At 67.4% G+C, this 23,739-nt stretch carries 25 protein-coding genes; 15 read left to right on the top strand and 10 right to left on the bottom strand.

Features of this window, described 5'->3' with window-relative positions; all coding sequences use genetic code 11:
• Positions 1–161 precede the first annotated feature (161 nt).
• Positions 162–791 (bottom strand): superoxide dismutase, encoded by a 630-nt coding sequence (locus GII31_RS22110; protein WP_213245543.1) that lies wholly within the window; start codon positions 789–791, stop codon positions 162–164.
• Between the two features lie 201 nt (positions 792–992).
• A complete protein-coding gene (locus GII31_RS22105) occupies positions 993–1,202 on the bottom strand; it encodes a hypothetical protein (RefSeq protein ID WP_213245541.1) in 210 nt (69 codons plus the stop codon).
• Positions 1,203–1,424: 222 nt separating this feature from the next.
• On the opposite strand from GII31_RS22105, the gene msrA reads away from it, so the two are divergent.
• The 7 genes from msrA to GII31_RS22070 all read left to right on the top strand — a co-directional run bounded on the left by msrA (position 1,425) and on the right by GII31_RS22070 (position 7,775).
• Positions 1,425–2,150, top strand: a complete 726-nt coding sequence (gene msrA / locus GII31_RS22100; RefSeq protein ID WP_213245539.1) for a peptide-methionine (S)-S-oxide reductase MsrA — start codon at positions 1,425–1,427, stop codon at positions 2,148–2,150.
• Positions 2,147–3,259 (top strand): winged helix DNA-binding domain-containing protein, encoded by a 1,113-nt coding sequence (locus tag GII31_RS22095; protein ID WP_213245537.1) that lies wholly within the window; start codon positions 2,147–2,149, stop codon positions 3,257–3,259. The genes msrA and GII31_RS22095 overlap by 4 nt, the downstream gene beginning before the upstream one ends.
• Positions 3,244–4,089 (top strand): S49 family peptidase, encoded by an 846-nt coding sequence (locus GII31_RS22090; protein ID WP_246222006.1) that lies wholly within the window; start codon positions 3,244–3,246, stop codon positions 4,087–4,089. The genes GII31_RS22095 and GII31_RS22090 overlap by 16 nt, the downstream gene beginning before the upstream one ends.
• Before the next feature lie 424 nt (positions 4,090–4,513).
• Entirely contained in the window at positions 4,514–4,837 is a 324-nt protein-coding gene (locus GII31_RS22085) for a rhodanese-like domain-containing protein (RefSeq protein ID WP_213250885.1), read from the top strand.
• Positions 4,834–5,862, top strand: a complete 1,029-nt coding sequence (locus GII31_RS22080; RefSeq protein WP_213245535.1) for a DUF4328 domain-containing protein — start codon at positions 4,834–4,836, stop codon at positions 5,860–5,862. The genes GII31_RS22085 and GII31_RS22080 overlap by 4 nt, the downstream gene beginning before the upstream one ends.
• 37 nt (positions 5,863–5,899) lie before the next feature.
• The gene (locus GII31_RS22075; RefSeq protein WP_213245533.1) at positions 5,900–6,697 is read left to right on the top strand and encodes a glycerophosphodiester phosphodiesterase; all 798 of its coding nucleotides are present in this window, start codon (positions 5,900–5,902) and stop codon (positions 6,695–6,697) included.
• Between the two features lie 160 nt (positions 6,698–6,857).
• On the top strand, positions 6,858–7,775 hold the full coding sequence (locus GII31_RS22070) for a DUF5926 family protein (RefSeq protein ID WP_213245531.1): 918 nt from the start codon (positions 6,858–6,860) through the stop codon (positions 7,773–7,775).
• 173 nt (positions 7,776–7,948) lie between these two features.
• On the opposite strand, the gene GII31_RS22065 is transcribed toward GII31_RS22070, so the two are convergent.
• The 4 genes from GII31_RS22065 to GII31_RS22050 all read right to left on the bottom strand — a co-directional run bounded on the left by GII31_RS22065 (position 7,949) and on the right by GII31_RS22050 (position 11,870).
• The gene (locus GII31_RS22065) at positions 7,949–8,512 is read right to left on the bottom strand and encodes a ferritin (protein WP_213245529.1); all 564 of its coding nucleotides are present in this window, start codon (positions 8,510–8,512) and stop codon (positions 7,949–7,951) included.
• 120 nt (positions 8,513–8,632) lie between these two features.
• Positions 8,633–10,108 (bottom strand): LCP family protein, encoded by a 1,476-nt coding sequence (locus GII31_RS22060; protein ID WP_246222004.1) that lies wholly within the window; start codon positions 10,106–10,108, stop codon positions 8,633–8,635.
• 151 nt (positions 10,109–10,259) lie between these two features.
• Positions 10,260–11,069 (bottom strand): CPBP family intramembrane glutamic endopeptidase, encoded by an 810-nt coding sequence (locus tag GII31_RS22055; protein ID WP_213245527.1) that lies wholly within the window; start codon positions 11,067–11,069, stop codon positions 10,260–10,262.
• 48 nt (positions 11,070–11,117) lie between these two features.
• On the bottom strand, positions 11,118–11,870 hold the full coding sequence (locus GII31_RS22050) for a DUF2470 domain-containing protein (protein WP_213245525.1): 753 nt from the start codon (positions 11,868–11,870) through the stop codon (positions 11,118–11,120).
• A gap of 145 nt (positions 11,871–12,015) precedes the next feature.
• On the opposite strand from GII31_RS22050, the gene pheA reads away from it, so the two are divergent.
• Entirely contained in the window at positions 12,016–12,972 is a 957-nt protein-coding gene (pheA, locus tag GII31_RS22045) for a prephenate dehydratase (protein WP_260840198.1), read from the top strand.
• Positions 12,973–13,635: a histidine phosphatase family protein gene (locus GII31_RS22040; RefSeq protein ID WP_260840197.1), complete on the top strand. Its 663-nt coding sequence runs from the start codon at positions 12,973–12,975 to the stop codon at positions 13,633–13,635.
• Positions 13,636–13,688: 53 nt separating this feature from the next.
• Here the strand turns inward: GII31_RS22040 and GII31_RS22035 are convergent, their stop codons facing one another.
• From GII31_RS22035 to GII31_RS22025, 3 genes are read right to left on the bottom strand one after another with little or no spacing between them, the layout of a single operon-like run.
• Positions 13,689–14,540, bottom strand: a complete 852-nt coding sequence (locus GII31_RS22035) for an SDR family oxidoreductase (protein ID WP_213245521.1) — start codon at positions 14,538–14,540, stop codon at positions 13,689–13,691.
• A 45-nt stretch (positions 14,541–14,585) separates the two neighbouring features.
• Positions 14,586–14,936 (bottom strand): metallopeptidase family protein, encoded by a 351-nt coding sequence (locus GII31_RS22030; RefSeq protein ID WP_213245519.1) that lies wholly within the window; start codon positions 14,934–14,936, stop codon positions 14,586–14,588.
• Between the two features lie 4 nt (positions 14,937–14,940).
• Entirely contained in the window at positions 14,941–16,122 is a 1,182-nt protein-coding gene (locus GII31_RS22025) for a septum formation family protein (RefSeq protein ID WP_213250881.1), read from the bottom strand.
• Positions 16,123–16,617: 495 nt separating this feature from the next.
• On the opposite strand from GII31_RS22025, the gene serS reads away from it, so the two are divergent.
• From serS to GII31_RS22005, 4 genes are all read left to right on the top strand, one after another.
• A complete protein-coding gene (serS, locus tag GII31_RS22020) occupies positions 16,618–17,874 on the top strand; it encodes a serine--tRNA ligase (protein WP_213245517.1) in 1,257 nt (418 codons plus the stop codon).
• A 117-nt stretch (positions 17,875–17,991) separates the two neighbouring features.
• Positions 17,992–18,396 (top strand): hypothetical protein, encoded by a 405-nt coding sequence (locus GII31_RS22015; protein WP_213245515.1) that lies wholly within the window; start codon positions 17,992–17,994, stop codon positions 18,394–18,396.
• A gap of 44 nt (positions 18,397–18,440) precedes the next feature.
• Complete coding sequence (locus GII31_RS22010) at positions 18,441–18,974, top strand: hypothetical protein (protein ID WP_213245513.1); 534 nt, start codon at positions 18,441–18,443, stop codon at positions 18,972–18,974.
• A 69-nt stretch (positions 18,975–19,043) separates the two neighbouring features.
• Positions 19,044–19,961, top strand: a complete 918-nt coding sequence (locus tag GII31_RS22005; RefSeq protein ID WP_213245510.1) for an EamA/RhaT family transporter — start codon at positions 19,044–19,046, stop codon at positions 19,959–19,961.
• Positions 19,962–20,143: 182 nt separating this feature from the next.
• Here GII31_RS22005 and GII31_RS22000 read toward each other — a convergent pair whose 3' ends face one another.
• Positions 20,144–21,799, bottom strand: coding sequence for an MBL fold metallo-hydrolase (locus GII31_RS22000; protein WP_213245508.1), 1,656 nt, complete (start codon positions 21,797–21,799; stop codon positions 20,144–20,146).
• Positions 21,800–22,090: 291 nt separating this feature from the next.
• On the opposite strand from GII31_RS22000, the gene GII31_RS21995 reads away from it, so the two are divergent.
• Both GII31_RS21995 and GII31_RS21990 read left to right on the top strand, forming a co-directional pair.
• Entirely contained in the window at positions 22,091–22,873 is a 783-nt protein-coding gene (locus GII31_RS21995) for a lysophospholipid acyltransferase family protein (protein WP_213245506.1), read from the top strand.
• The gene (locus GII31_RS21990; RefSeq protein ID WP_213245504.1) at positions 22,870–23,709 is read left to right on the top strand and encodes an HAD family hydrolase; all 840 of its coding nucleotides are present in this window, start codon (positions 22,870–22,872) and stop codon (positions 23,707–23,709) included. The genes GII31_RS21995 and GII31_RS21990 overlap by 4 nt, the downstream gene beginning before the upstream one ends.
• Positions 23,710–23,739: the final 30 nt, after the last annotated feature.

Genomic DNA, 23,739 nt, shown 5'->3' with positions numbered 1-23,739 from the left:
CCGAAACCAGGACACCCAGAGACCTATATCGAAAGAAACTGCCGGTCACCCAACGGTGACCGGCAGTTCCCAAGGCAAGCGGCTGCAAAGCACGAGGCTATTGCCACGACGACCACATGTTCGGTCGCCCAGGCGAGCCTCAACAGTTCAGGCCCGACGCATTAAACACTCACGATCAGACCGTTGCCCTGTGAGCGGGCACGGTCGAAGCGCTCGGCGGCGTCCGCCCAGTTGACGATGTTCCACCAGGCCTTGACGTAGTCGGGCTTGACGTTCTGGTAGTCGAGGTAGAAAGCGTGCTCCCACATGTCGAGCATGACGATCGGGATGATCGCGGCCGGGATGTTGCCGCTCTGGTCGGTGAGCTGCAGGACGACCAGGTTTCCACCGATCGTGTCGTAGCCGAGGATCGCCCAGCCGGAGCCCTGCAGGGTGGTGGCGGCGGCGGTGAAGTGGGCGTGGAACTTGTCGAAGCTGCCGAACTGGTCGTCGATGGCGGCGGCCAGTTCACCTTCGGGCTTGTCGCCACCGTTGGGCGAGAGGTTCTTCCAGAAGATGGAGTGGTTGGTGTGGCCGCCGAGGTGGAAGGCGAGGGTGGCCGACAGTCCGTAGGCCTTGCCGGCGATGGTGCCGTCTTCGCGGGCTTCGGCGAGCTTGGCGAGGGTGTCGTTGGCACCCTTCACGTAGGTGGCATGGTGCTTGCTGTGGTGCAGTTCCATGATACGACCGGAGATGTGGGGCTCCAGGGCGCCGTAGTCATAGTCCAGTTCCGGCAAGGTGTATTCAGCCACGATGGTCCTCTCTGACGGGGTTTGTTGAGCTGCTCCCACGCCGGGTCGGCGTAGTGGCCCAGCACGTAACCGTGCTTGCGGGTTACTTCACACTTACTCAGTGCGTGAGGTGTAAGCAATATTCCCAGGGCCAATCTACTCGTATGGGTGATGACATACGGCCCGGCGATCGGCGAAGAGCTGGATCACAGCAGAGCAGGATCACAGAAGAGCAAGGGCGACCACGACGGCGAGGAGCGCGATGATCGTCAGGCCGGTGACGCGACAGCGGTTGCCGATGCTGTCGATCACCACGGGAAGGTCGACGGTTCGTGGTGCGTGCGGGGATGCGGTCTCGTAGACACCGGACGCGGCCCGCGCGGGTCGGGTCCGGCGTGGCTGGGGGTGACGCGTCGTCGCGTGCGTGGCCATGGCCTCTCCGTCCCAAATCTCTGGCGTCGGCCTGCGTGCCGACCATGCTTGCTTGTGCGCCGCTCGTACTCGGCGGGGTGATCAGGTTCCGAATATAGGTTTCCGAACACCGGGGGCTGTGCAACGCGATCGCATCGTGACTGCAATCACAGTCGCGATTCAAACACGAGTGGCAATGGTCACACAAGTCCGGGTTCCGGACTCGCGCGTAGAGTTGTCCCCATGTCGTGGCTCGATCAGGTATTTCCCGGCACATCGTCGAAGCGGACGATGATCGACCGGTCCCAGGCGCTGCCCGGCCGCACCACCCCGGTCGCCGTGCCGGCCTCCCACGTGGTGCTCGGTCACCCGCTGCGCGGGGAGGACCCGGAGTCGTCGGCCGGTATCGGCAGGTTTCCCGGTTATCAGGCGGTGGTACTCGCCGGCGGCTGTTTCTGGGGCGTCGAGGAGATCTTCTGGCAGGTGCCGGGCGTGTACACCACCGCCGTCGGCTATGCCGGTGGCTACACCCCCAACCCGAGTTACGAGGAGGTGTGCACGGCCCGCACCGGGCACACCGAGTCGACTCTCGTGGTTTTCGATCCGGGTGTAGTCGACCTCGAGGGGATCCTGCGGGTGTTCTGGGAGTCGCACGACCCGACCCAGGAGATGCGACAGGGCAACGATGTCGGTACCCAGTACCGTTCGGCCGTCTTCACGGTGACGGACGCGGACGCGGACCTGGTGCGGCAGAGCGCCCGGCGGTTCGCCCAGGTTGTCGCCGACGCGGGTCTGGGTCCGATCACCACCGAGATCGCGCCGCTCGCCGAGGCCGGGGGCGAGCGGAGCGACGGGAAATGCCGGGACGGCCGGTTCTATTACGCCGAGGACTATCACCAGCAATACCTGGCGAAAAACCCGAACGGTTATCGCTGTCATGCGTCGACCGGCCTGAAGTATCCCGCGTGAGCGATCGGATCGGTCTGCGGCAGTGGAATCGGACACTGCTGCAGCGTCAGCATCTGCTGGCTCGCGTCGATGACGACGCCGTCGAGGTGCTGGACCGGGTCGTGGGGATGCAGTCGCAGGACCCCAGGGCCGCGTTCTTCGGCCTGCACGCCCGGCTGGAGAACTTCGTCCCGGCCGAACTCGACACTCTGATGACCGATCGCGAGACGGTGCGGATGGCGTTGCTGCGCAGCACGGTCTGCCTGCTCGACACCGAGGACGCGCGGTGGATCAGGCCGGTGGTGCAGCCCGCGCTCGACGCCGAACTCACCGGAACCCACGCCAGGCGGCTGGTCGCGGCCACCCCGCAGGCAATCGTCGAGGCGGCCGGCGAGATCTTGGCCGACGGCCCGATCCGTGGCGATGACCTGGGTAAACGCCTGGCGCAGCGGTTTCCGGAGGAGGCGCCGGTGATCCTCACCAGGGTGGTGCGGTGTGCTCTGCCGCTGGTGCAGGTGCCCCCGCGCGGGCTCTGGGCGGGGAGCGGTTCGCCCACCTACAGCCTGTTCGACGACTGGGCGGGTGCCGGTGCTCCCGCTCTCACCGGCGACGAGGCGCGCTGCGAGCTGGTGCGACTGTATCTGCGGGGGTTCGGTCCGGCGACGGTCGCGGCGATCCAGATGTGGTCGGGGATCAGCGGGCTCAAGCCGCTGGTGGAAAAGATGGAGGCGGACTGGGAGTTGGCGAAGCTGACCGGCCCGGACGGCGAAACGCTTTACGATCTGGACGGATTGGGCCTGGCCGCCGCCGACGAGCCCGCCCCGGTCCGGTTGCTGGCGCCCTATGACCATGTCGTCGCGGCCGCGGCGGACCGCCGGCGGGTGGCCGGGGAGGACGCGCTGAAGGCGATCGGGACCCCGAACGGCCAGATGCGCGGGTTGATCCTCATCGACGGCTGGTTGTCGGGCACGTGGACCGCGGCCGGTGGCCGGGAGCCGTCGGTGGAACTGTTCGGCGAGCCCACCCGGTCGCAGCGCGCCGGACTCGACATCGAGGTGCAGCGGCTGCGGGAGTTCATCCGGGGCCGGCCGGCGGACACCCTAGACTCGGCCGAATGGGCAGCGGACTGATGTCGCGGATGGCGACCGTGTTGGGGATCGGCAAGACCGACGTCGTGGCGGTGGTCCGGGTGGACGGGCCGATCGGTGACGAGTTCGGGCAGCGGGGCGTGTCGGCGGAGGGTATGGAATCGGTGCTGCGCCGGGCCTTCGACAGCGACAACCTCAGGGCCGTCGCCGTGGTGATCAATTCGCCCGGGGGTTCGCCGGCGCAGTCGGAGTACATCGCCGAACGCATCCGGCAGCTGTCGGCGGAGAAGGGCGTCAAGGTCTTCGCGTTCTGTGAGGACATGGCGGCTTCCGGCGGCTATTGGATCGCGTGCGCCGCCGACGAGATCTTCGCCGCCCGGACCTCCCTCGTAGGGTCGATCGGCGTGGTGTCCTCGGGCTTCGGGCTGCAGGATCTGATGTCGCGGCTCGGGATCGAGCGCAGGCTGTACACCGCGGGCAAGAACAAGGCGCGGATGGACATGTTCTCACCGGAGTCCGACGAGGACATCGCATGGGTGTCGGGGTTGCAGGGCAGGCTGCACGAGGAGTTCAAGGCGTGGGTATCCCAGCGCCGCGGCACACGGCTTCGCGGGTCCGGCGACGTGCTGTACAGCGGGGATATCTGGATCGGCACACAGGCGGTGGAATTGGGCATCGTCGACGGGATCGGGGTGGTGCGGTCGGTGATCGCCGAACGCTATCCCGATGCCGAGATCGTGCCGATCGACGCCCCCAAACCGCTGCTGGCCAGGCTCGCGGGCGGCCAGGTCTCGGTGGCGTCGTTGACGCGGAGTGTGGTCACCGGTGCCGTGCAAGCGGTCGAAACGCTACCCGCGACACGGTTCCGCTAACACCGTTCCCCAAGTTATCCACAGATCTGTCAACAACTGTGGATCGGCCATGCGTTCAATTTCGTGAACTTTCTGACGGCCCGTCGGCGATTATCGGTGATCTGCATCACATATTGGCACGATTGTGCAGTTGTTATCCACAATTCCACAGCGTTATCCACAGGTTGATAAGCGCTTTCTGCATAACAGCGCGTGCTGTGCATCCCGGGTCTGTGCATAAAATTATGATGCTTTGCATAGCGGTGTCGACCTGGCCTGACCAGCGAATCCCGGGTGTCGGCGGGAGCCGGGGCGCGGCCCATGGCGGAGGGATGGATCGGCACCGGTGCCGATCCATCCACAGGGTGGCCGACCGTGCGTACACAGCCCGCACAGATACCGCCCCGCCGGTACCCACGGCTATGACACCATGGACTTTGTGAGCATGTTCGACATCCCCGAGATCGCGGTCACGCAATTGCCGGACGACTTCACCGGTCAGTCCGATCGATTGATGCTGGACGTGCGCGAATACGATGAGTGGGACGCAGGCCACGTGTGCGGCGCGCTCCACATCCCGCTCACCGAGGTCGCCGCCCGCCTCGACGAGATCGACCCCGACGCCGAACTGTTCGTCATCTGCCATTCCGGCGGCAGGTCGCAGCGGGTGCTGGAGTACCTGGTCCGCAACGGCTACGAGGGCAGCGGGGTCGCCGGTGGCATGCTGTCGTGGGTGCAGAACGGGAAGCCTGTCGAGTCGGGCCGATGATCGATCTGTGCCCCAGGTGCCGCATCCAGGCGCCGCATAAACCAGGACGCCTCGTCTGCCCGCGGTGCGGTGGGCCGCTGCGCGTCGTCGACGCCCGGGGCGAGGCTTCCGGTGGCGCCCGCCCCGGTCCTGTGTCCCAGTCCGGTCCTGTGTCCCAGTCCGGCCCGGCCGTCCGGCCCGCCGCGTCCAGGCAGTCGAACGCGCCCCGCATGTATCGCAGCCCGCACGTGCGTTGGGTCGCCCGCCGCCCACCCGAGACATTTCCGCCGCCCCGGCCGGCGCCGCTGCCGGATGCGCGGCCGATTCCGCGGTATACCTATCTGCCGGCCTGGGGTCTGTACGACCGGCCGGCGGTGAACGAGGACAGCTCCGATCCGGCCCGCGGCCGCGGCGGCGCACTGGTGGCGACGCTGCGCGCCACAGCCATCGCGCTGGCCGTCACCGCCGGTGCGCACCTGGTGCGCTATGTGCTGCTCGCGATCAACCGGAGCACGCCCATCGCCTCCTGGCTCGACACCCTGTCGATCGTCCTGGTGTGGGCGGCCGGGGTGATCGCGCTCGGCTTCTTCGCCGCCGCCGCGGTGGCCGTGGTCGGCTGGCTGCGCCACGCACGGGCGCACGCCTACCGCCGGCATCACCGGCTCGACCCGCGCAAACCCTGGCAGATCGCGGTGTATGCGGCGGTCCCGCTGGTCAACCTCGTCGGTGCGCCCGTCCTGTTCCGTGAACTGATCACCCAGCGCGACGACATCGACCAGGCGCGCGCCGGGGAGGTCGCCCGGCGTACCGCGGCGGCGTGGGTCGTCGTCAACATCGCCGCCGTCGCCGCGCTGTGCACCCGGTTTGTGGCGAGCCGGTCCGAATCCCTGCAGACCGGCGCCGACGGTCTGTGGCTGACCATCATCAGCGCGTTGCTGTCCGCCGGTTTCGTGTGGTGGGCGCTGCCCCGGCTGATCGGCGCCCTCGACGGCGAGCGGCGTGAGACCGCGCCGGATCGCCGATGGGTGCAGGTGGGGCAACAATGATCACGGCGGGTTCGGGTCACACGGCGATCGGGTGTCGATGAGTAGCAGTGGTGTCGTCGGTCGCGTCTCCCGGTCGGGTAAGCCCGCGGTGGTCGCCCATCGCGGTTCATCGCGCGAAGCCCCCGAACACACCTTGGCGGCCTACGAACTCGCCCTCGCGCAGGGGGCCGACGGTCTCGAATGCGATGTCCGGATGACCAGCGACCATCAGCTGGTCTGCGTCCACGACCGCACCGTCGACCGCACCTCCGACGGCACCGGGGTCGTCAGCGAGATGTCACTGGCGCAGCTGCGCGAGTTCGACTTCGGCAGTTGGCATCCCGAGGGCAAACCGGCCCAGGTGCTCACGCTCCGCGAACTCCTCTCGCTCACCCTCGACTGGCGGCGGCCGGTGCGGCTGTTCATCGAGACCAAACATCCCGTCCGCTACGGCAGCCTTGTGGAGCAGACGATCCTGGAGACGTTGCAGGAGTTCGGTGTGGCCACCCCGCCGTCGGCGGACCACAGCCGCGCGGTCATCATCTCGTTCTCCTCGGCCGGGGTGTGGCGCATTCGTCGCAATGCCCCGATGCTGCCGACCATCCTGCTCGGCGAAACCTCCCGCGTCCTGCGCGGCAGTGCCGCCACCGCGGTCGGCGCGACCGGCATCGGGCCGTCCATCGACACGCTGCGCCTGCATCCCGAACTGGTCGACCGGGCGGCGGCTGCCGGGCGGGTCACCTACTGCTGGACCGTCGACGAGCTCGCCGACGTCGAGCTGTGCGCCGAACTCGGCGTCCGCTGGGTCGCCACCAACAGGCCGGCCCAGGTGCGCGACTGGCTGGTCGGCGTTTAGGGCGCCCTGGCTGCAAGCACCCTTTCCGCTGGTTGACGTGTGAGGAGCGTTGGCGACGGGCCTCGAAACCCCGTAGGCCGACAGCGGCGTCTCGCCACTGCCGCCCCCGACCCGGGGACCGGACACGCTCGGCGCGCGCACCGTCTGCCAAGGTAGAGCCATGGCGAAGAAGAGCAAGCGCGGAAGCGGACCACGTCCGGGGAGCAATCGGGCCGAGCGGGTGGCCGCCCGCAAGGCGCGGCAGGAGGCGGAGCCGGCACCGCCGGCCCGTCCGTTCGAGGGCCTGGCCGCCGAATGCGATCTGGTCGCGCTGCGGGCGTTCGTCGCCTCGGCGTCCGCGGCCCTGCAACTCGCGAGCACCCCGGCCGATGGCCGCAGTGTGCTGCTCGGCACCGTTCTGCCCGGCGCGGTTCCCGGTCTGGTGCGTGAAACCGATGGTGCGCCACAGGCTTTCGTCGCCACCCAGACCGATCCGGAGCCGGCCGATGTGGCGATCGCGCTGGCCTCGGCGCTCACCTGGGCGGCGACGGCCGAGGTCGGCGCCGACTATGCGCCGGTCGAGTCTCCCGCACCGCTGACCGAGCTGCTGGTGGCCGACGCCGTCCTCGACATCACGGTGCACAACGATTTCGGGTGGTGGCTCAACCCTGGCGCGGCGGTTCCGCCGGAGGTGGGGCAGATGCTCCAGCGCGCCAACGACACCATCCTGCCGACGGCGCGGCTGACCAATAGCAGTGGCATCGGCGCTCCATGGTGGGTCGACGCCGGTGACCGCGCGCATCTGCGTTGGGTGCGACCCGAACCGGAGGACGAGCTGATGAGCGCGCTGGCGCGGGTGCACGCGGCCGGGCATCTGACTCTGGGCGAGGGCTCGCGGTTCGCCGGCTCGTTCCGCACGCACGGACTGCTGGTGCCGGTCTTCGACCTCGACGCCGAACGTCACCCCGACGAGTGGACGGAGGGCCTCAACGCCTTCGACGCGCATCTGGTGCAGGCACTGGCCGAGACCGCCGAGCTGACCCCGGCGCAGCGACGTTCACGCGACGGTATCCGGGGTCGTCAGGTCACGTTGCGCTGACCGGGGCCGGCGGAGAACGACACAGACGGCGAACGAACGGACGACAGCGGGGCGACCACAGGTTGTGGTCGCCCCGCTGTGCGCGTGGTGAGGGTCGGGACGCGACGCCGCACGTGGGTGCGTGCTGAGCCGGCTGCGTCGAGCGTGCCCGGATCACCGATCGTTGGCGCGGGTCAGATCGCTCCGCCGGCGGCGGCAGGTGCGGTCGCATCGACGCTTTCGGCGGCTCCGAACTCGCGCTCGACGAAATTCTCCAGGTCGAACAGGTTGCCGTTGGCGCGTTCGGCGATGGTCTGCAGGGTGGTCATGGTGGCGACCTCCTCGACCTGCTCCTTGAGGAACCACTGCATGAACTGCTCGCCGAGGTAGTCGCCGTTGTCGCGGGCGGCGCGGGCCAGATCGACGATCTGCTGGGTGACCCGCTTCTCCTGGGCCAGGGCCAGGTCGATGGGTGCCTTGTAGTTGTCGAACTCAGAACGCGGCGCTTCGATGCCGGGGAGGTCGATGCTCATGTCGCGGTCGAGGAAGTACTGCAGGATCATCATCGCGTGATTGCGCTCTTCGACGGCCTGCCGGTAGAAGTGGCGGGCCAGTTGCGGCATGTCGATGTTGTCGTAGTAGACGGCGACCGCGATGTATTGCTGCGAGGCGGAGAATTCGTTGGCGATCTGCTCGTTCAGGAGGTCGTGGAACTTGGTGCGTACGGTGTTGTCGATCAGCTCAGTCATGGTGGCCATTTTAGGACCAAAGAATCTATTTACGCATCCAAAGTCAGCCTAACAATAGTGAGGCCAGCCTTTCCCCCGGCCGCATTTAATTAGGTTAGCCTCAGTTATCGTCTGACCAGCGATATGTACCTATTCGATTGCGCCACCGTTGTTTTCGATGAGCGAATCCGGAATCGGCTTTCCCGCACGCAGGTAGCCGAAGAACTCCTCTGTGTTCGAACCCACCATGAGTGAATCGCCGTCGCCGGTATATTGGGAGCCCGCGTTGGGGGTGGTCGTGGTAGTTGGATCGCCGCGCAGCGCGACGGCGAGCCCGACGAGATTCCAGATGTGATCGTTCTTGTCGACGGTCAGTGAATCGACGGCGCCGTTCACGAACGGCACGAGCCGGAACGGATTGAGCACCACCCCGGGACTGGTGGCTTTGGACATCAGTGCGGAGAGGAACTTTCGCTGATTGACCACACGTTCGAGGTCGGCGTTGGGGAACGCGCGGGTTCGCACCAGTCCGAGTGCCTGTGTGCCGTTGAGGTCGTGGCAGCCCTTCTTCAGCCGCAATCCGGCCTTGGGGTCGTTCAACGACTGATCGATGCAGATGTTGACGTCGCCGACGGCGTCGACGAGGTCGGCGAATCCGCCGAAGCCCACCTCGCCGTAGTGGTCCAGCCGCAGCCCGGTGAGCTGCTCGACCGTCCGCGCCAGCAGCTTGGGCCCGCCGAAGTTGAATGCGGCGTTGATCTTGTGCTGCCCGTTGCCGGGGATCTCCACGTACAGGTCGCGGGGGATCGAGATGATCATCGGTGAACCGCTCGGCGGCTTGTGCACCAGCATGATGGTGTCGGTGCGCGACCCGTCACCGTCGCCGGTGGCGAGGCGGTCCTTGTCGGCCTGGGACAGGTCGGCGCGGGAATCGGTGCCGACGATCAGCCACGTGGTGCCGGGAGTGGGTCCGGGCCGGCCGGCGTAGGACGCGAGGGCATCGACCCGGTGCAGCTTGTTGTCGAAGTAGAAGACGCCCCCGATCGTCCCGACGACCAGGGCGATCACCACGACGAGGGCGATGCGTCCGAGGCGGAGTTTGCGGCCGGGGGAACGCCGGAACGGGTTGGCGGGAAAACGTCGCCGGTCGGCGGCGTGGCGGGGGTCGGCGTGTGCGGGCGCACCGACTGGGGGCGCGAGGTGCTGAGGATGCTGCTGGGGTGGCATCCGGTGCGGTTGCGCGGGAATGACCCCCGGCCGCGCTCCGTGGCCGTCCCGGGGATCGGGGACGCCGGGCTGGTCGGGTATATGCGAATAGGCCAGCGGCCGATGATCGCCCTGGTTGCCGCCGGGGGACGGGACGTGCATCGTGGGTGACCGGTCGGGCGGGGGTTGCTGCGGGGTGTGCCGCGCGGGTGCCGGTTGCCGGTCCCGCGGGTTGAGATGGGGTACCGGTGCCGGGGTCGGCGGCGTGACGGGCCGGCGCTGCTGCAGGGGGCCGTCGGCGAATCCCGGCGCCTGTTGCCGGGGGTGCGCATCGGGTCGGGACGGTCGCGAGTCCTGCGCCGACGGTGCGGCGTGCCGGTTGCGGCCGTTGGGCCCGTGGGCCGGGGGCGACTGGGGCATGTGGTGTGGGTCGTACCCGTGCGGCGGTGCCGGGGGTTCGGTCCCTCGGCGACGTCTCCTCGGCGGTTCGTTCCCATCCATCCGACCAAATCTACGCATCACGATCGCGCAAGTGCCGTGATGGCACACATCCGACCGACGACAGTGCCCGTCAGCCGACCCACGATGACAGGTGGTCGTGCAGCAGGGCATAGCCGACGAACGCGACGATGTCCATCACCGAATGGGCGACGACCAGCGGCCACACCCGGTCGGTGAGTTGGAACCAGCGGCCGAAGACCAGGCCCATGATCGCGTTGCCGATCCCGGCGCCGAGGCCCTGGTACAGGTGGTATCCGCCGCGCAGCGCGGCGCTGCAGGCCAGTGACGAGTTGGCGGTGAGGCCGAGCTGCCGGAGGCGGGTGATGAAGTAGGCGACCACCACGATCTCCTCGGCGGCGCCGTTCCCGATGGCGATGAGAATCAGCAGCGGCCAGCGCCACCACAGGCCGTCGGTTTCGGCGGGCACCAGGCTCGCGTTGATGCCGAGCAGTCGCGCGACGGCGACGAGTGCCAGCCCCGGCAGGCCCACCACGGCGGCCAGGGCCAGGCCCGCGGGGATATCCGATGTCCGGGGCCCCCGGCCGAGGCCCACCTTGCGCAACAGGCCGCCACGCCACAGCAGGTAACCGCCGAGTGCGGCGATCGCGAACAGGCGGACCGCCCGCATGGTCTGCCGGAGGGCGTCGATGGCGGCGTGGTCGGAGGTGGCCGGGTTGAGTGCGACGGTGGTGTCGCTGATCCCACCGGTCAGTTGCGCCTCGAGCAGCGACAGCGCCGCCGACAGCGCGGAGAATCCGAACGTGAGGATCCCGACGATCACCAGCTCGATGACGATGCCCCGACGTGCGGTCCGGTCGGTGACCACATCGATGCCCGGCCGGTCCGGGGGGTGCAGGATCAGGTGAAGCCGCGCACGCATGAGCGCCACGTTACTGATCCGGTTGTGCGTGCCTGTCGGCCGCGAACCCTATTCGGGCAGGCTGTTGATGAAGGGACAGCCGGCCAGGCCGCGCAGTGCGTGCGACAACTCGTGGACGTCACTGACCGGGCGTGGGAAGGCGAGGCGGACGTCGTTGTCGCCGTCGGGCCCTTCGATGCGGAAGCGGATGCCGAAGCGGTCGAGGCCGAGGGGCCGGACACGGCCGGTGCGGAGGTGGCTCGGGAGCTTGCGGGCGAACTGGCCGACCATGTCGGCGTGGTCGGCGTCGAGGTGGGCGATCCAGTCGTTCTCGTATTCCCAGAACGGGTCGGGGGTGGCGGTGGCGAGCTCTGTCGCGGCCACGGAGGCGGCGCCGGACCCGGTGGCGATGACGGCGGAATTGATCTGCAGCCGGAGCAACGAGTGGCCGTGACCGACGTCGAGCAGGCCGTCGTCGGGATGCTCGACGGCGATCTCGATGGCCAGGTCGCGTTCGAGTTCGGCGGGCACGGGGAACAGGTTACCGTTGAGCCAGATCAGCGAGCGGACGCGTTCACGCAGGTCGATGGGGGCGCAGTCGGTGATTTCGAGCATTGCGGCCAGGCCGTCTGCCTCGTGGACGGCGTGCATGGCGTCGCCGTCGGTGGGGGCGAGGATAAAGGCCTGTGATTCGAACAGGTGCACCACGGAGAGGGGGGTCGGGTCGGTACCCTCGACGGCGAGCATGGCATCGGTGACCCGGCGACATGCGGTGACGATGAGCTCGGCGTGGGATGGCCGACTGGTGACCGTTTGCGTCATGAGTGCTCCTCGGACCGGGTGTGGTGCGGATCAATAAGGCAACCCTAACCTAAGCCGGAGCTGTAGGGCCAGTCAATGCCAATATTCGGTCACAAGGACTCCTGAGCCGCGCGGACCGCTCGCCGGTGGCCGGTAATCTTGGGTGGTGCCTGTTATCGCCTACTTCGGTCCCGCCGGTACCTTCACCGAGATGGCGTTGCAGCGGCTGCTGACCGACCGCCTCCCTCGCCAGGACGGCCCTGTGCTGACCGGCGACGTGACCACCGTAGCCGCGTCGAGTCCCGCCGCCACCATCGCCATGGTGCGCTCGGGCGAAGCCGACTACGGATGTGTGCCCATCGAGAGTTCGCTCGAGGGGTCGGTGCCCGCGACGATGGACGCGTTGATGCCCGTCGGCGGACGCCATGTCCAGGTGTTCGCGGAGGTGAGTCTGCCGATCGCGTTCACGGTGGCCGCCGCGTCGCCGATCGCACCCGAACGGGTGCGTCGCGTCGCCGCCTATCCGGTGGCCTCGGCCCAGGTGCGGATCAGCATCGAAAAGCTATATCCCAACGCCTCTTTCGTTGTCGCGTCGTCCAATTCCGGTGCGGCGATCGATGTTGTGGAGGGTCGGGCCGATGCCGCCGTCACCACCGGACTCGCCGCCGGACTCCACGGCCTGACGGTGCTCGCCGACGGCGTCGCCGACGCCCAGGACGCGGTCACGAGGTTTCTGCTGATCGGCCACCCGGCACCGCCGCCCGAACCGACCGGGGCCGACCGCACCGCGGTTATCCTCGATCTGCCCAACGAGCCGGGCAGCCTGATGCAGGCGATGAACGAATTCGCCACCCGCAAGCTGGATCTGACTCGGATCGAATCCCGGCCGAGGCGCGACCTGGCGGCCGGACGGACGTATGTCGGGCAGTACCGCTTCTATCTCGACGCCGTCGGCCACATCCGCGACGACGCCGTGGGCGAGGCCCTGCGCGCGCTGTATCGCACCGCTGAATCCGTTGTGTACCTGGGTTCCTGGCCCGCCGAGGTGCCGGTCGGGGCGCAGCCCCCGGACACCGCCGACAGTGTCGGGTGGTACGCCGGACTGATGCGAGGGGAGAGGTAGATGGCAACACTGCACCTGATCCGGCACGGTGAGACCACCGCCAATGTGATGCACCGGCTCGACACCGCGCTACCCGGCGATTCACTCACTGATTTCGGTGTGCGGCAGGGTGTTCGATTCGGGTTCGACAATCGGCCCGCCGGCGAGCCGGTACTGGTCAGCTCGGTGGCCCGCCGCGCGGTGGAGACCGCCGAGGCCATCGCGTCGGTGTGGGATATCGACCCCGTCGCCGTCGACGGTATTCACGAGGTGCAGGTCGGGGAGCTCGAGTCACGCCACGACGAGGAAGCGCACGGCGTGTTCACCGACGTCGTCAACCGTTGGTATGCCGGGGACGCGGATGCCCGGATACCGGGCGGGGAATCGCTGACGATGGTGCACGGCCGGTACCTTCCGGTCATCGATCACCTCGTCGCCACCCACCTCACCGGTTCCGACCAGCGTGACGTGTACGTCGTCAGCCACGGCGCCGCGATCCGGCTGATCGCCTCCCACCTCACCGGAATCGACCGGAAATTCGCCGCCGCAACACATCTGCGCAACACCGGCTCCATCGAGATCGAGTACACGGAGGCGGGCGTCTGGGTCTGTAAACGCTGGGGCGCCACCCCCGCCCCGTTCGGCCGCAATGACGAACCGCTGGTCGTCGAGCCGATGGGGTAGTCGGGGGCAGGGCCCGCACCGCAACCGGCGGAGGCCGCCGGAACGGCGCGCTACTACCGGGCGGCGTCCGCGGCCCGGGCGCGCATCGAGGCGACGACCCCGCCGTCGTTGAGAATGTCGGTACCGGTGAGGTATCCGGCTTTGTCACTGACGCAGTAGGTGAACAGATCGGCCATCTCCTGTGCGGTGCCCCAGCGCGGGATGTTGGCCCCCTCCACCAGCGCGCCGGCGCCGGATTCGGCTTCGAGCCTGCCCATCTCGGTGTCGACCGATCCCGGTGACACCGAGACGATCCGGATACCGGCGGCGGTGAAGCGTTCGGCCTGCGCCCATGAGTACCACTTCACGAAACCCTTGCTCACCGCGTACGCGAAACCCGAATGCGCTTCTGCGGGGAAAGGTGAGTACACCTCCAGCAGTGCGGTGATGAACCCTTCCGGGTCGGTCAGCGCGCCCGGGAACAGCTTCTCGGGGATGAGTTCGGCCGGCACCAGATGGGCGGCCATGGAGGCCACGTTCACGATGGCCGCACCGTCGGCGATCGCACCGGAGTCCAGTGCGAGCAGCGCCTCGGCGACGTTGACGGTGCCCAGCGCGTTGATCCGGGTGACGAACTCGGCGGCGCCCATGCTGGGGCTGACACCGGCGGTGTGTACCACCGACGCAATCGGACCGATCCCGGTGGCCGTCGCGAACAGGCCGTCGACCGCGGTGCGGTCGGTGACATCACCGAGCACGGCGGTGACCGTGCGGTCGCCCGATTCGGCGCCGCCGAGGTCCGCGACGGCTGCGTCCAGGCGCTCTTGCGAGTTGTCGAACAGGACGATGTGGTTGTCCGAACGGAGATTCCGGGCGGTGGGCACGCCCATGCCGCCGGCACCGGTGATCACTGAAACAGTAGTCATACCGACGACGTTACAGTTATATTCTCGGTAAGCGGTAGGCCGCTGTCATCCCCAGCCGTTCGCGTGCAGCCAGTGGTCGTCGATACCGAAATGGTGGGCGATCTCGTGCATCACCGTCACCACCACCTCATGCGCCACCTCCTGGCGGGTGTGACACATGCCGAGGATCGGATCGCGGTAGATGGTGATGGTGTCGGGCAGGAACCCGCCGTAGTCGTGGGTGCGTTCGGTGAGTGCGATCCCCGAATACAGCCCCAGGATGTGCGGATCCTCATCGTTCTCGGGTTCCACCAGGATCACCACGTTCGACATCTCGGCGGACAACTCGGCGGGCACCTGGTCGAGCGCGTCCGAGACCAGCCCGTCGAATTCATCGTCGGACATCACAACCGGCATCGCCTCACCCTCCCGGAGCGGGGACTTCGACGTCGTTGGCGTCGTAGCCGCCCGGCAGCGGCACCGGCGTGGGCAGCGCCCGGCCCGGCGGTGCCTGCGGTGGCGGGACCGGCAACTTGCCGTTGATCAGCAACGTTTCGCGGGCGTCGCCGACGAGCGTGGCGAAGCCTCCCCGATCGGGCAGACCGATGTAGCAGATGGCGGTGCGACTGCCGGCCAGCCAACTGGGTTCCAGGATCACCGACCACTGCGTGTTCAGCGTGGTGGCCTCCAGTTTCTCCTTGCCGCCCATGAACCGCTGCGCCTGCCCGGGACACACCGACGCCAGGAACGCGTTCTGCTCTTCCTTCGACGGCCAGGGCCGCCGCGACAGCCGGTCACCGAACTTGACCGCCATGTCGACCGTGCCGGTGGTCTGGAAGGCGTGCTTTTCGGTGCAGTCCACCTCGACGGTCGGCTTGCGCGCGGCGTCGATACCGATGCAGGTGCCCGGAGCCCACTTGAACGACTGGTCCTGGGCGTCCACACGCCCGGCGAACTGGGCGGGCTGACCGTCGGGGCCGGTCTGTTGCAGACCGCAGCGCAACTCACGCGCCCCCTTGTCCCACTGCACCTGCGACGGGAACATCATGCTGACCGAGAAACGGCCGTACGGGTCGCGCTTGCCGCTCAGGTAACGGTCAACGATCACCGCGCACTGTTCGTCGCGGATCTGCGCGAACCGCTGGGGGCCCGGCCATGTCGCGGACTCACCGAACTCCGAACCAGGCAGTAGCGCGGTGTCGAGCCGGTCGGCGACCTCGAAACGATGCCGCAGGTCGCAGTCGACCTTCGTGGGGTTTCCGGGATCGCCGGCCGCCCAGTCGAGGCAGTCGCCCGACACGGACTCGGTGAACGCGTTCTTGGCGAGCTTCTCCGTGCTGCCGATGCCGGTGTTGCCCACATCGCCGCTGTCCCCCACACCCACGGCGATCGCGATCGCACCGGCGATCAGCGCGCCGATCACCGCCGCGGCCAGGACCACCCGCAACGGATTCGCTGATGTTCCGCGCCGGGGTTCGTGCTCGGGTCGGCCGTCGTCTTGTCGGGCGTCATCTTGTCGGGCACCGGACCCGGGTTCGTCGTCACCCAGGACCCGGGCGTAGGCCAGCCTGTGGGATTCGTCGTCGACGGCGGGTATCACCATGGTCTCGTCGTCGGCGTCGACCCAGTTGTCGGTGTCCTGCTTGTCGGTGTCGTGCGTGTCGGTGTCGGTGTCGGGGTCGTGGTTGTCCGGGCCTGGGGTGGGGTCGTCCCCGGTGTCCGGGCTTCCGGCGTCGCTGGCGTCATCGACGTCATCGTCTGCGGTGGGAGCGCCCGCCGGGTCGCCGCCGGTCGTGTCGCCGCCGGTCGGGGCACCATCGGCCGCGGGGGCGTCCGGTGACGCGCCGTCGGGGTCGGTGTCGACCCGGTCGGTTCCGTCCGCACCGGTCGGGTCACGGTCTTCGTCTCGGTCGTTCATCACCGTCCATCATGCCTGTCCGGCGCGCTGCTACCCAGAAGTACGACGGACTGCGACCCCGAATACTCCGGAGCGGCGACCCGCACGATCGGAGCGCGAAGGCGCCCAGGTGCGCGGCCAGGACGTGTGCCGGTGAGGCGACACCCACCGGGAACCGGCAGGCCGGTAGTGTTTTCTTCCGTGATCGACCTCAAGATTCTTCGCGACAATCCCGACCTGGTCCGTGCCTCGCAGCGCAAACGCGGCGAGGACGAGGGACTGGTCGACGCGCTGCTCAGCGCCGACGTGACCCGTAGACAGGCGATCGTGGAGGCCGACACGCTTCGCGCCGAACAGAAGGCCCTCGGCAGGCAGGTCGGCAAGGCCGCCGGCGAGGAGAAGACCGCGCTGCTGGCCCGTGGCAAGGAACTCGCCGACCAGGTCAAAGCGGCCGTCGCCAGGCAGAACGAGGCCGGCGAGGCGTCGGAGGCCGCGCACCGGTCGATCTCCAACATCGTCGCCGACGAAGCCCCCGCCGGTGGCGAGGACGACTACATCGTCCTCGAGCACGTCGGCGAACCGCGGCGGATCGACGAGCCGAAGGATCACCTCGAGCTCGGCGAGTCGCTCGGCCTGATCGACATGAAGCGCGGTACCAAGGTGTCGGGCTCGCGCTTCTACTTCCTCACCGGTCAGGGTGCGTTGTTGCAGCTGGGTCTGCTCAACATGGCCGCCGCGAAGGCCGTCGCCAACGACTTCACGCTGATGGTGCCGCCGGTGCTGGTGCGGCCCGAGGTAATGGGCGGAACAGGCTTCCTCGGAGCCCATTCGGCCGAGATCTACCACCTGCCCGAGGATGACCTGTACCTCGTCGGCACTTCCGAGGTGCCGCTGGCGGGTTACCACATGGACGAGATCCTCGACCTGTCCGACGGCCCCAAACGGTACGCGGGCTGGTCGACCTGTTTCCGCCGCGAGGCAGGCAGCTACGGCAAGGACACCCGTGGCATCATCCGCGTCCACCAGTTCGACAAGGTCGAGGGCTTCATCTATTGCAAACCCGAGGACGCCGAGGCCGAACATAGTCGGTTGCTCGGGTGGGAGCGGGAAATGCTCGCCGCAATCGACGTACCGTACCGGGTGATCGATGTCGCCGGCGGCGATCTCGGATCGTCGGCGTCGCGCAAGTTCGACTGTGAGGCGTGGGTACCGACCCAGAACACCTACCGCGAGCTGACCTCGACCTCCAACTGCACCACCTTCCAGGCGCGACGGCTGTCCATCCGGTACCGCGATGACAACGGAAAACCGCAGGTTGCGGCCACTCTCAACGGCACCCTCGCCACCACCCGCTGGCTGGTGGCGATCCTGGAGAACCACCAGCAGCCCGACGGTTCGGTGGTGCTGCCGCCCGAACTGGCCAGGTTCGTCGGCACCGAGGTGCTTGAGCCGAAGTAGCGGTCGTGACCCGGGTGGCGGTCGTCACGGGCGGGCGCGCCGGGTGGGTGTCCTGACAACGGTTGCGGTGTCGCCAGACCGGGTGTCATCCGGTCGGACACGCTAGCTTCCATATTCATGGCGAAATATCAGGTACGTAAGTGGGTGGCGGGGGCACTGGTCGGTGCGGCCGCCATGTCGGGTATCGCGGTCGGCGGCGGATCGGCCGAGGCGAAGATCGAACAGGGCCGTTACCGGATGCACACCCTCGCGTACGGCGTGATCCCTTCTCCGGAGTCGAACGCCCGGATGGTGGGTTCGACGTTGTTCTGGGACTACTGGGGCGTCGGTCCGTGGAATCTGTACAGCTACAAGATCAAGCCGACGAGGTCCGGGGGTACGGCCTCGTACTTCACCACCGATCCGGCATCGCAGTGGTTCAGCCGCATCGAGCTCAAGAAGACCCGCTACGGCTACAGGGGGGTCGTGTACAACTACGGAGGTATCCCCGCCGGTGACATGATCCTGCGCAAGGTCCGCTGAGCGCGGCTTCATATCGACTATGACGACCGCTACACTTCCCGGTCATGACGAAGCAATGGGTGGGGAAGTCCGTGGCGGGCGTCGTAGTGGGGGCGGTGGTGTTCGGTGGTATCGCGGCAGGTGCCGGTCCGGCGGCGGCGAAGATCGAGTCCGGGTTCTACAAGCTGAGCACGGTGGTCACCGGCGGGCCGTCGTTCACGCCGACGTCGGCGGTACCGTCGAACGCACGGGTGATCGGTGATCGGCTGTACTACGACGAGAGTGGCGTCGGGCCGTGGAACGCCAACCAGTACGTGATCACCCCGACCCGCACCGGTGGGGTGGTCACCCCCGGAGGACTGGGCGATCTGATCTATCGGGCCGAGTTGCGCAAGACCCGCACCGGGTACAAAGGTCCTCTCTACCTGCTCGGATTTCCCTACGGGAAGTTGGTGTTGCGTAAAGTGGACCGGAGCACATGGGAGTCGGCCCGCGAGTCCAACGACTCGGAGGAGAACGGCTACGGCATATCGCCGGAGACGCCGGACGAGCAGTCCGCTCCCGCCCAGCCCGAGTCTCGGGACCAGCCCGAGTCCTAGTAGAGGTGTAGCGATGAACCGCGCCGCAGAACATACGCAGATGCGAATCCTGGGGCGCGGGACCGGACAATGATCGCCGGTTCGATTGTCGCCGCGATCGGCGCGTTCGCCTTTGCCGCGGCGGCGGTGTTGCAGGCACTGGGCGCGGCGCGGGTGTCGCGGAGCGCGACGACCATCGAGGAACGTCGTTACTCCGACAAGTCCCATCCGTCGCTGCGGTCGACGGGCGCGACCATGATCACCGGACCGTTCCTGATCGGGTTCGGCTTCGACGTCATCGGCTTTGTCGCCACCATCGCGTCGGCGCGGATGATTCCGCTGTTCCTGTCGCAGACCATCATCTCGGCCCGGCTGGTGGCGACGGCACTGCTGGCGATGGTGGTGATGAAGATCCATCTGACGTTGCGCGACTGGATCGCGGTACTGGTGGTGGTGGTGTCGTTGGTGGTGCTGGCGGTGTCGGCGGGCAAGGAGGGCGTCGACGACGAACGGTGGATGCACTGGGCGGTACTCGCGGCGGGTCCGTTGCTGTTGCTGCTCGGGATCATCGCGATGCGCCGGCTGCACCGCCATATCGCGTCGGCCACCGGCCTGATCGCCGGTGCGATCTTCGGGGTGATGGCGGTGGCCTCGCGCATCGTCGACGGCCTGGATCCGTTCGATGTGGGCGCCCTGTTCACCGATCCGGCGTTTTACGGGCTGCTGATCAGTGGCATGTGCGGCTTCTACCTGTTCACCATCGCGTTGCAGACCGGCTCGGTCAACGGTGCCGCTGCGGCGCTGGTGGTGGGGCAGACGGTGCTACCGGGTGCGGTCGGTATCGCCTTCCTCGGCGACATCACCCGGTCGGGGTGGGGGCCGGCGGCGATCGTCGCGTTCAGTGCGGCGGTCGTCGGTGGCGTGGTGCTGGCGTGGTCGGGTGCGGTGACCACCGTCGAGAAGGCGGAGAACGCGACGGTGCATGTCCCGGTTGGGCATGTCGTCTGATCATAGGACAAATTCATTTGTCCAGCTAACGATTATGGAAACCGGTGCCGCGGTCTGTATGCCTCCGCTGAATGTGCTGACCGGCGACCACTCCCGCGCAAGCAGTTCCTGTGCGCCAAGCAGATTCTCTGGGCGCGGATTTCTCTGGCCAGGAGACCGTTGAGCTGGAGCGAACTCGGGATTCAGAGCTTTTCGGCGCGGAGGTCGTGACCCTTGGTGGTCAGGCACCGGCCGGTGGGGAGGTTCCATTCCCAGCCGTGCAGGTTGCAGGTGAGTGTGTCGCCGTCGACCACCCCGAACTTGTCCAGGTCGGCCTTCAGGTGCGGGCAGCGCCGCTGAATCTCCCAGCCGTCCTTACGGATCGACGCGTCGTCGTCGTGTGCCTCGGAGAACCAGCCGTCGGCGTAGGCGATGCGCTCGTCGGTGAGGCACTTGAAGAACGTGTACAGGTACTCGTTGTAGCCGCCGATCCGCCAGGTGGTGAACCGGGTGGACAGGAAGATGGTGTTGACCCAGTCGGGTTCGTTGTCACGCAACACCGTTCGCACGATCTCGGTGGCGATGCGGAACCCGTACCGGTATTTGCCCTCACCCTCCTTCGGCTCGCGCACAATACGATTCGGGAAGTCCAGGACGACGATCTCGGTCTCGTCGGTGACTTCCTTGGCGGAGCTGTGCGGGGTCATCACCAGGCCGACCGGGTAGCCGATGCCGTCACAGATCAGATCGGACTGCGCCATGATCGGTTCGAACAGTTCCCGCAGCGCGGGCAGCAGTTCGTCGCCCTCGGCGGGCGCCCATGTCGCCTTCTCTGCGGCGATGATCGGCGCGAACTTGGCCTGCATCCGCTCCAGATACGCCTTCTTGTTGGGGCCGAACACATCCTCGGGTGGATACGGATGCTCGATGCTCTCCAGCGTCGACCCGGTGAAGTCGGCCGCCGATCCCGACACCATCATCAGGCCGCGATGCCTGACGCCGTCGTCGGTGCCGTGGATCCGCATCTGCTCCAGGAACGTCACCTGGTCGGGGAAGATCGACGTCACATCACCGGGAACCGGGTTGGTACCGGGCGCCACGTCCAGATCGCCGATCATGTCGTCGGCGATACCCGAACCGAGGTCGTTGACCGCGTACAGCTCCTCGTCGAGGAACATCGGCGGACCGGCGGACGGCACCACCCACGTAGCCCCCACCTGCTCGATGTAGGAGCGCGCCCGGTCCATGCCGCGCTGGCGTTTCTGCGCCGCGAAGTTGGCCTTCGACTTGCGGGGGATGTCGTAGACCATCGGATACCAGATGGCGCCCGAATACTGCAGCAGATGCACGTCGACGTGCCCGAACGCCTCGTCGATCACGTCGAGGTCGACGGGCCGCGCGTCGTTCATGTTGAAGCAGACCGTCTCGCCGTCGGACACGATGAGCCCGGAGTCGCCGATCGGGCCGTCGGCGGGGGCCCGCAACGCGATGATCATGATGTCGAGCGAACCCTTGTCACCGGTGACGGTGGTCTTCACCGAGTCGGTGGTCTCGACGAACTTGTGGAAACCGAGCCGTTCGAGCTCGCGTTTGAGATCGGGCACCGGGTAGTCGGGGAGCAGGACGGTGGTGTCCTTGTCGACGTTGTCGCGCAGGTTGACCTCGTCGAAGTGATCGCGGTGCAGGTGTGAGACGTACAGGTAGTCGCACCGGCCGAGGGCCTTCCAGTCCAGCTCGGAGTTGTCGGGGAACGGGATCCACGACGCGAAGTACGCGGGATTGACCCACGGGTCGCAGAGGATCGAACCGGCGGCGGTCTCGATGTGGAAACCGGCATGTCCGATGCTGGTGATCTTCACGATCTGGGCCTTTCAGGTGTCGCGCGCGGGCTGGCGCGCTCCGTATGTCAATTGTTCAGGGTATCGACTCGCGGCGACGGCGGGACTGGGCCATCGGTCACACCTGAGGTGAATGTGACGGGCGGTACATCCCTCGATTCGTCATCCCCGGTGGCGATGAAACGGCGATACCGTTCTGAACCGGCGACAATTCGGAGCCGGGGGTCCCGGACGCGGCCGTACGAGGTGGTGTGAGGTCGGCCGGACACAATGGTGCGCCGATCCGGGGCGGACCTGGCTAAGCTCGACGCCATGGAACCCGTCTACGGCACCGTGATCACCGCTGCCCGCCTGTTGTGGCTGGCCGAAGGACTCAAATTCACCGTTTCCGGTGTCGAGAACGTGCCCAGGACAGGCCCGGGCGTGGTGGCGGTCAACCACACCGGCTACATGGACTTCACCTATGCGGGTATCCCGGCTTTCCTGCAGGGACGCCGCAAGGTGCGATTCATGGCCAAGAAAGAGGTCTTCGACAACAAGATCGCCGGGCCGCTGATGCGGGGTATGAAGCACATACCGGTCGATCGTGGCGCGGGCGCCGAGAGCTACGCGATGGCGGTCGACTACCTCAAACGCGGAGAACTGGTCGGCGTGTTCCCGGAGGCGACGATCAGCCGAAGCTTCGAGATCAAGGAATTCAAGTCGGGTGCCGCACGTATGGCGCTCGACGCGAATGCCCCGATCATCCCGACCGTCATGTGGGGTTCGCAGCGCGTCTGGACCAAGGGCCATCCCAAACGGCTCGGCCGCTCCAACGTCAAGATCCTGATCGGCGTGTGCGAACCGATCGCGCCCGTTGGCGATGCGGACGCGATCACCGCGCAACTGCACAAGGTGATGAGTGAGAAGCTGCTCGAACTGCAGGAGGCGTACGGCAAACACCCGGCCGGGGAGTTCTGGGTGCCCGCCCGGCTCGGCGGTTCGGCGCCGACGCTGGCCGAGGCCAACCAGCTCGACGCCGCAAACCAGGCCAATCGCGATCAGGCCACACGTGCCGGCCGCACACCCGACGACCCGTCAGATCCGGCCGAGTGACGGGTCAACTGCCGGGTCCGCCGACGCTCATCGCCAGCGACGTCGACGGCACCCTCATCGACAGCCGGAACAGGGTGTCGCGGCGCACCATTGACGTCCTGGGCGCGGCCCGGGAGGCCGGCGCCGAGTTCGTCCTGGCCACCGGCCGCCCGCCGCGCTGGATACCCGAGATCACCGATCAGTTCGCCGGGACACGCGCCCGGGTGCGGTACGCGGTGTGCGCCAACGGCGCCATCGTCTACGATCTTGTCGCCGATCGGATACTGTACTCGGCCGAACTCACCCCCGATGTCCAGCGCCATCTCGGCGACATCGTCGCCCGGCTGTTGCCGTCGGCGGGCATCGCGTCCGAACGGGCGGGAAAGTCGGCGCATGACGCCGCCACGCCGCCGTTCGTCGCCACCCCCGGCTATCAGCACGCCTGGCTTAACCCCGACCATGTCGAGGTGTCCGACGACGAGATCTTTGCCGATCCCGCGGTGAAACTGCTGGTCCGGGCGCCGGAGATGCAGAGCGTCGACATGGTGGCGGCGCTCGCCGACGACGTGGGCGATCTCGCGCAGATCACCTATTCCACCGCCCACGGACTGGTCGAGCTGTCGGTGCCCGACACCCACAAGGCGTCCGGTCTGCGCACACTCATCGACCTCACCGGCCTCGGCCAGGTCACCTCGGTGGCGTTCGGCGACATGCCCAACGACATCGAGATGCTCACCTGGGCCGATCACGGTGTCGCCATGGGGCACGGTGATCCGGCGGCGCTGGCCGCCGCCGACGAGGTGACCGTCGGCAACGACGAGGATGGCGTGGCCGTGGTGCTGGAGCGCTGGTTCTGACAGCCGGGGGACACGGAATCCCCGCCGCGA

The sequence above is a fragment of the Gordonia pseudamarae genome (assembly GCF_025273675.1).
Taxonomy (GTDB): domain Bacteria; phylum Actinomycetota; class Actinomycetes; order Mycobacteriales; family Mycobacteriaceae; genus Gordonia; species Gordonia pseudamarae.
The sequence above is the reverse complement of the archived record's forward strand: the minus strand, read 5'-3'. Positions and strand labels throughout refer to the sequence as shown.

What these genes read in the sequence shown, in the direction of transcription:
- GII31_RS22105 (WP_213245541.1), bottom strand. Translation starts at nt 1,202, where the DNA reads ATGGCCACGCACGCGACGACGCGTCACCCCCAGCCACGCCGGACCCGA.
- msrA (WP_213245539.1), top strand. Translation starts at nt 1,425, where the DNA reads ATGTCGTGGCTCGATCAGGTATTTCCCGGCACATCGTCGAAGCGGACG.
- GII31_RS22090 (WP_246222006.1), top strand. Translation starts at nt 3,244, where the DNA reads ATGGGCAGCGGACTGATGTCGCGGATGGCGACCGTGTTGGGGATCGGC.
- GII31_RS22085 (WP_213250885.1), top strand. Translation starts at nt 4,514, where the DNA reads ATGTTCGACATCCCCGAGATCGCGGTCACGCAATTGCCGGACGACTTC.
- GII31_RS22080 (WP_213245535.1), top strand. Translation starts at nt 4,834, where the DNA reads ATGATCGATCTGTGCCCCAGGTGCCGCATCCAGGCGCCGCATAAACCA.
- GII31_RS22075 (WP_213245533.1), top strand. Translation starts at nt 5,900, where the DNA reads ATGAGTAGCAGTGGTGTCGTCGGTCGCGTCTCCCGGTCGGGTAAGCCC.
- GII31_RS22070 (WP_213245531.1), top strand. Translation starts at nt 6,858, where the DNA reads ATGGCGAAGAAGAGCAAGCGCGGAAGCGGACCACGTCCGGGGAGCAAT.
- GII31_RS22065 (WP_213245529.1), bottom strand. Translation starts at nt 8,512, where the DNA reads ATGGCCACCATGACTGAGCTGATCGACAACACCGTACGCACCAAGTTC.
- GII31_RS22060 (WP_246222004.1), bottom strand. Translation starts at nt 10,108, where the DNA reads ATGCCCCAGTCGCCCCCGGCCCACGGGCCCAACGGCCGCAACCGGCAC.
- GII31_RS22055 (WP_213245527.1), bottom strand. Translation starts at nt 11,069, where the DNA reads ATGCGTGCGCGGCTTCACCTGATCCTGCACCCCCCGGACCGGCCGGGC.
- GII31_RS22050 (WP_213245525.1), bottom strand. Translation starts at nt 11,870, where the DNA reads ATGACGCAAACGGTCACCAGTCGGCCATCCCACGCCGAGCTCATCGTC.
- GII31_RS22040 (WP_260840197.1), top strand. Translation starts at nt 12,973, where the DNA reads ATGGCAACACTGCACCTGATCCGGCACGGTGAGACCACCGCCAATGTG.
- GII31_RS22035 (WP_213245521.1), bottom strand. Translation starts at nt 14,540, where the DNA reads ATGACTACTGTTTCAGTGATCACCGGTGCCGGCGGCATGGGCGTGCCC.
- GII31_RS22030 (WP_213245519.1), bottom strand. Translation starts at nt 14,936, where the DNA reads ATGCCGGTTGTGATGTCCGACGATGAATTCGACGGGCTGGTCTCGGAC.
- GII31_RS22025 (WP_213250881.1), bottom strand. Translation starts at nt 16,122, where the DNA reads ATGGTGATACCCGCCGTCGACGACGAATCCCACAGGCTGGCCTACGCC.
- GII31_RS22015 (WP_213245515.1), top strand. Translation starts at nt 17,992, where the DNA reads ATGGCGAAATATCAGGTACGTAAGTGGGTGGCGGGGGCACTGGTCGGT.
- GII31_RS22010 (WP_213245513.1), top strand. Translation starts at nt 18,441, where the DNA reads ATGACGAAGCAATGGGTGGGGAAGTCCGTGGCGGGCGTCGTAGTGGGG.
- GII31_RS22005 (WP_213245510.1), top strand. Translation starts at nt 19,044, where the DNA reads ATGATCGCCGGTTCGATTGTCGCCGCGATCGGCGCGTTCGCCTTTGCC.
- GII31_RS21995 (WP_213245506.1), top strand. Translation starts at nt 22,091, where the DNA reads ATGGAACCCGTCTACGGCACCGTGATCACCGCTGCCCGCCTGTTGTGG.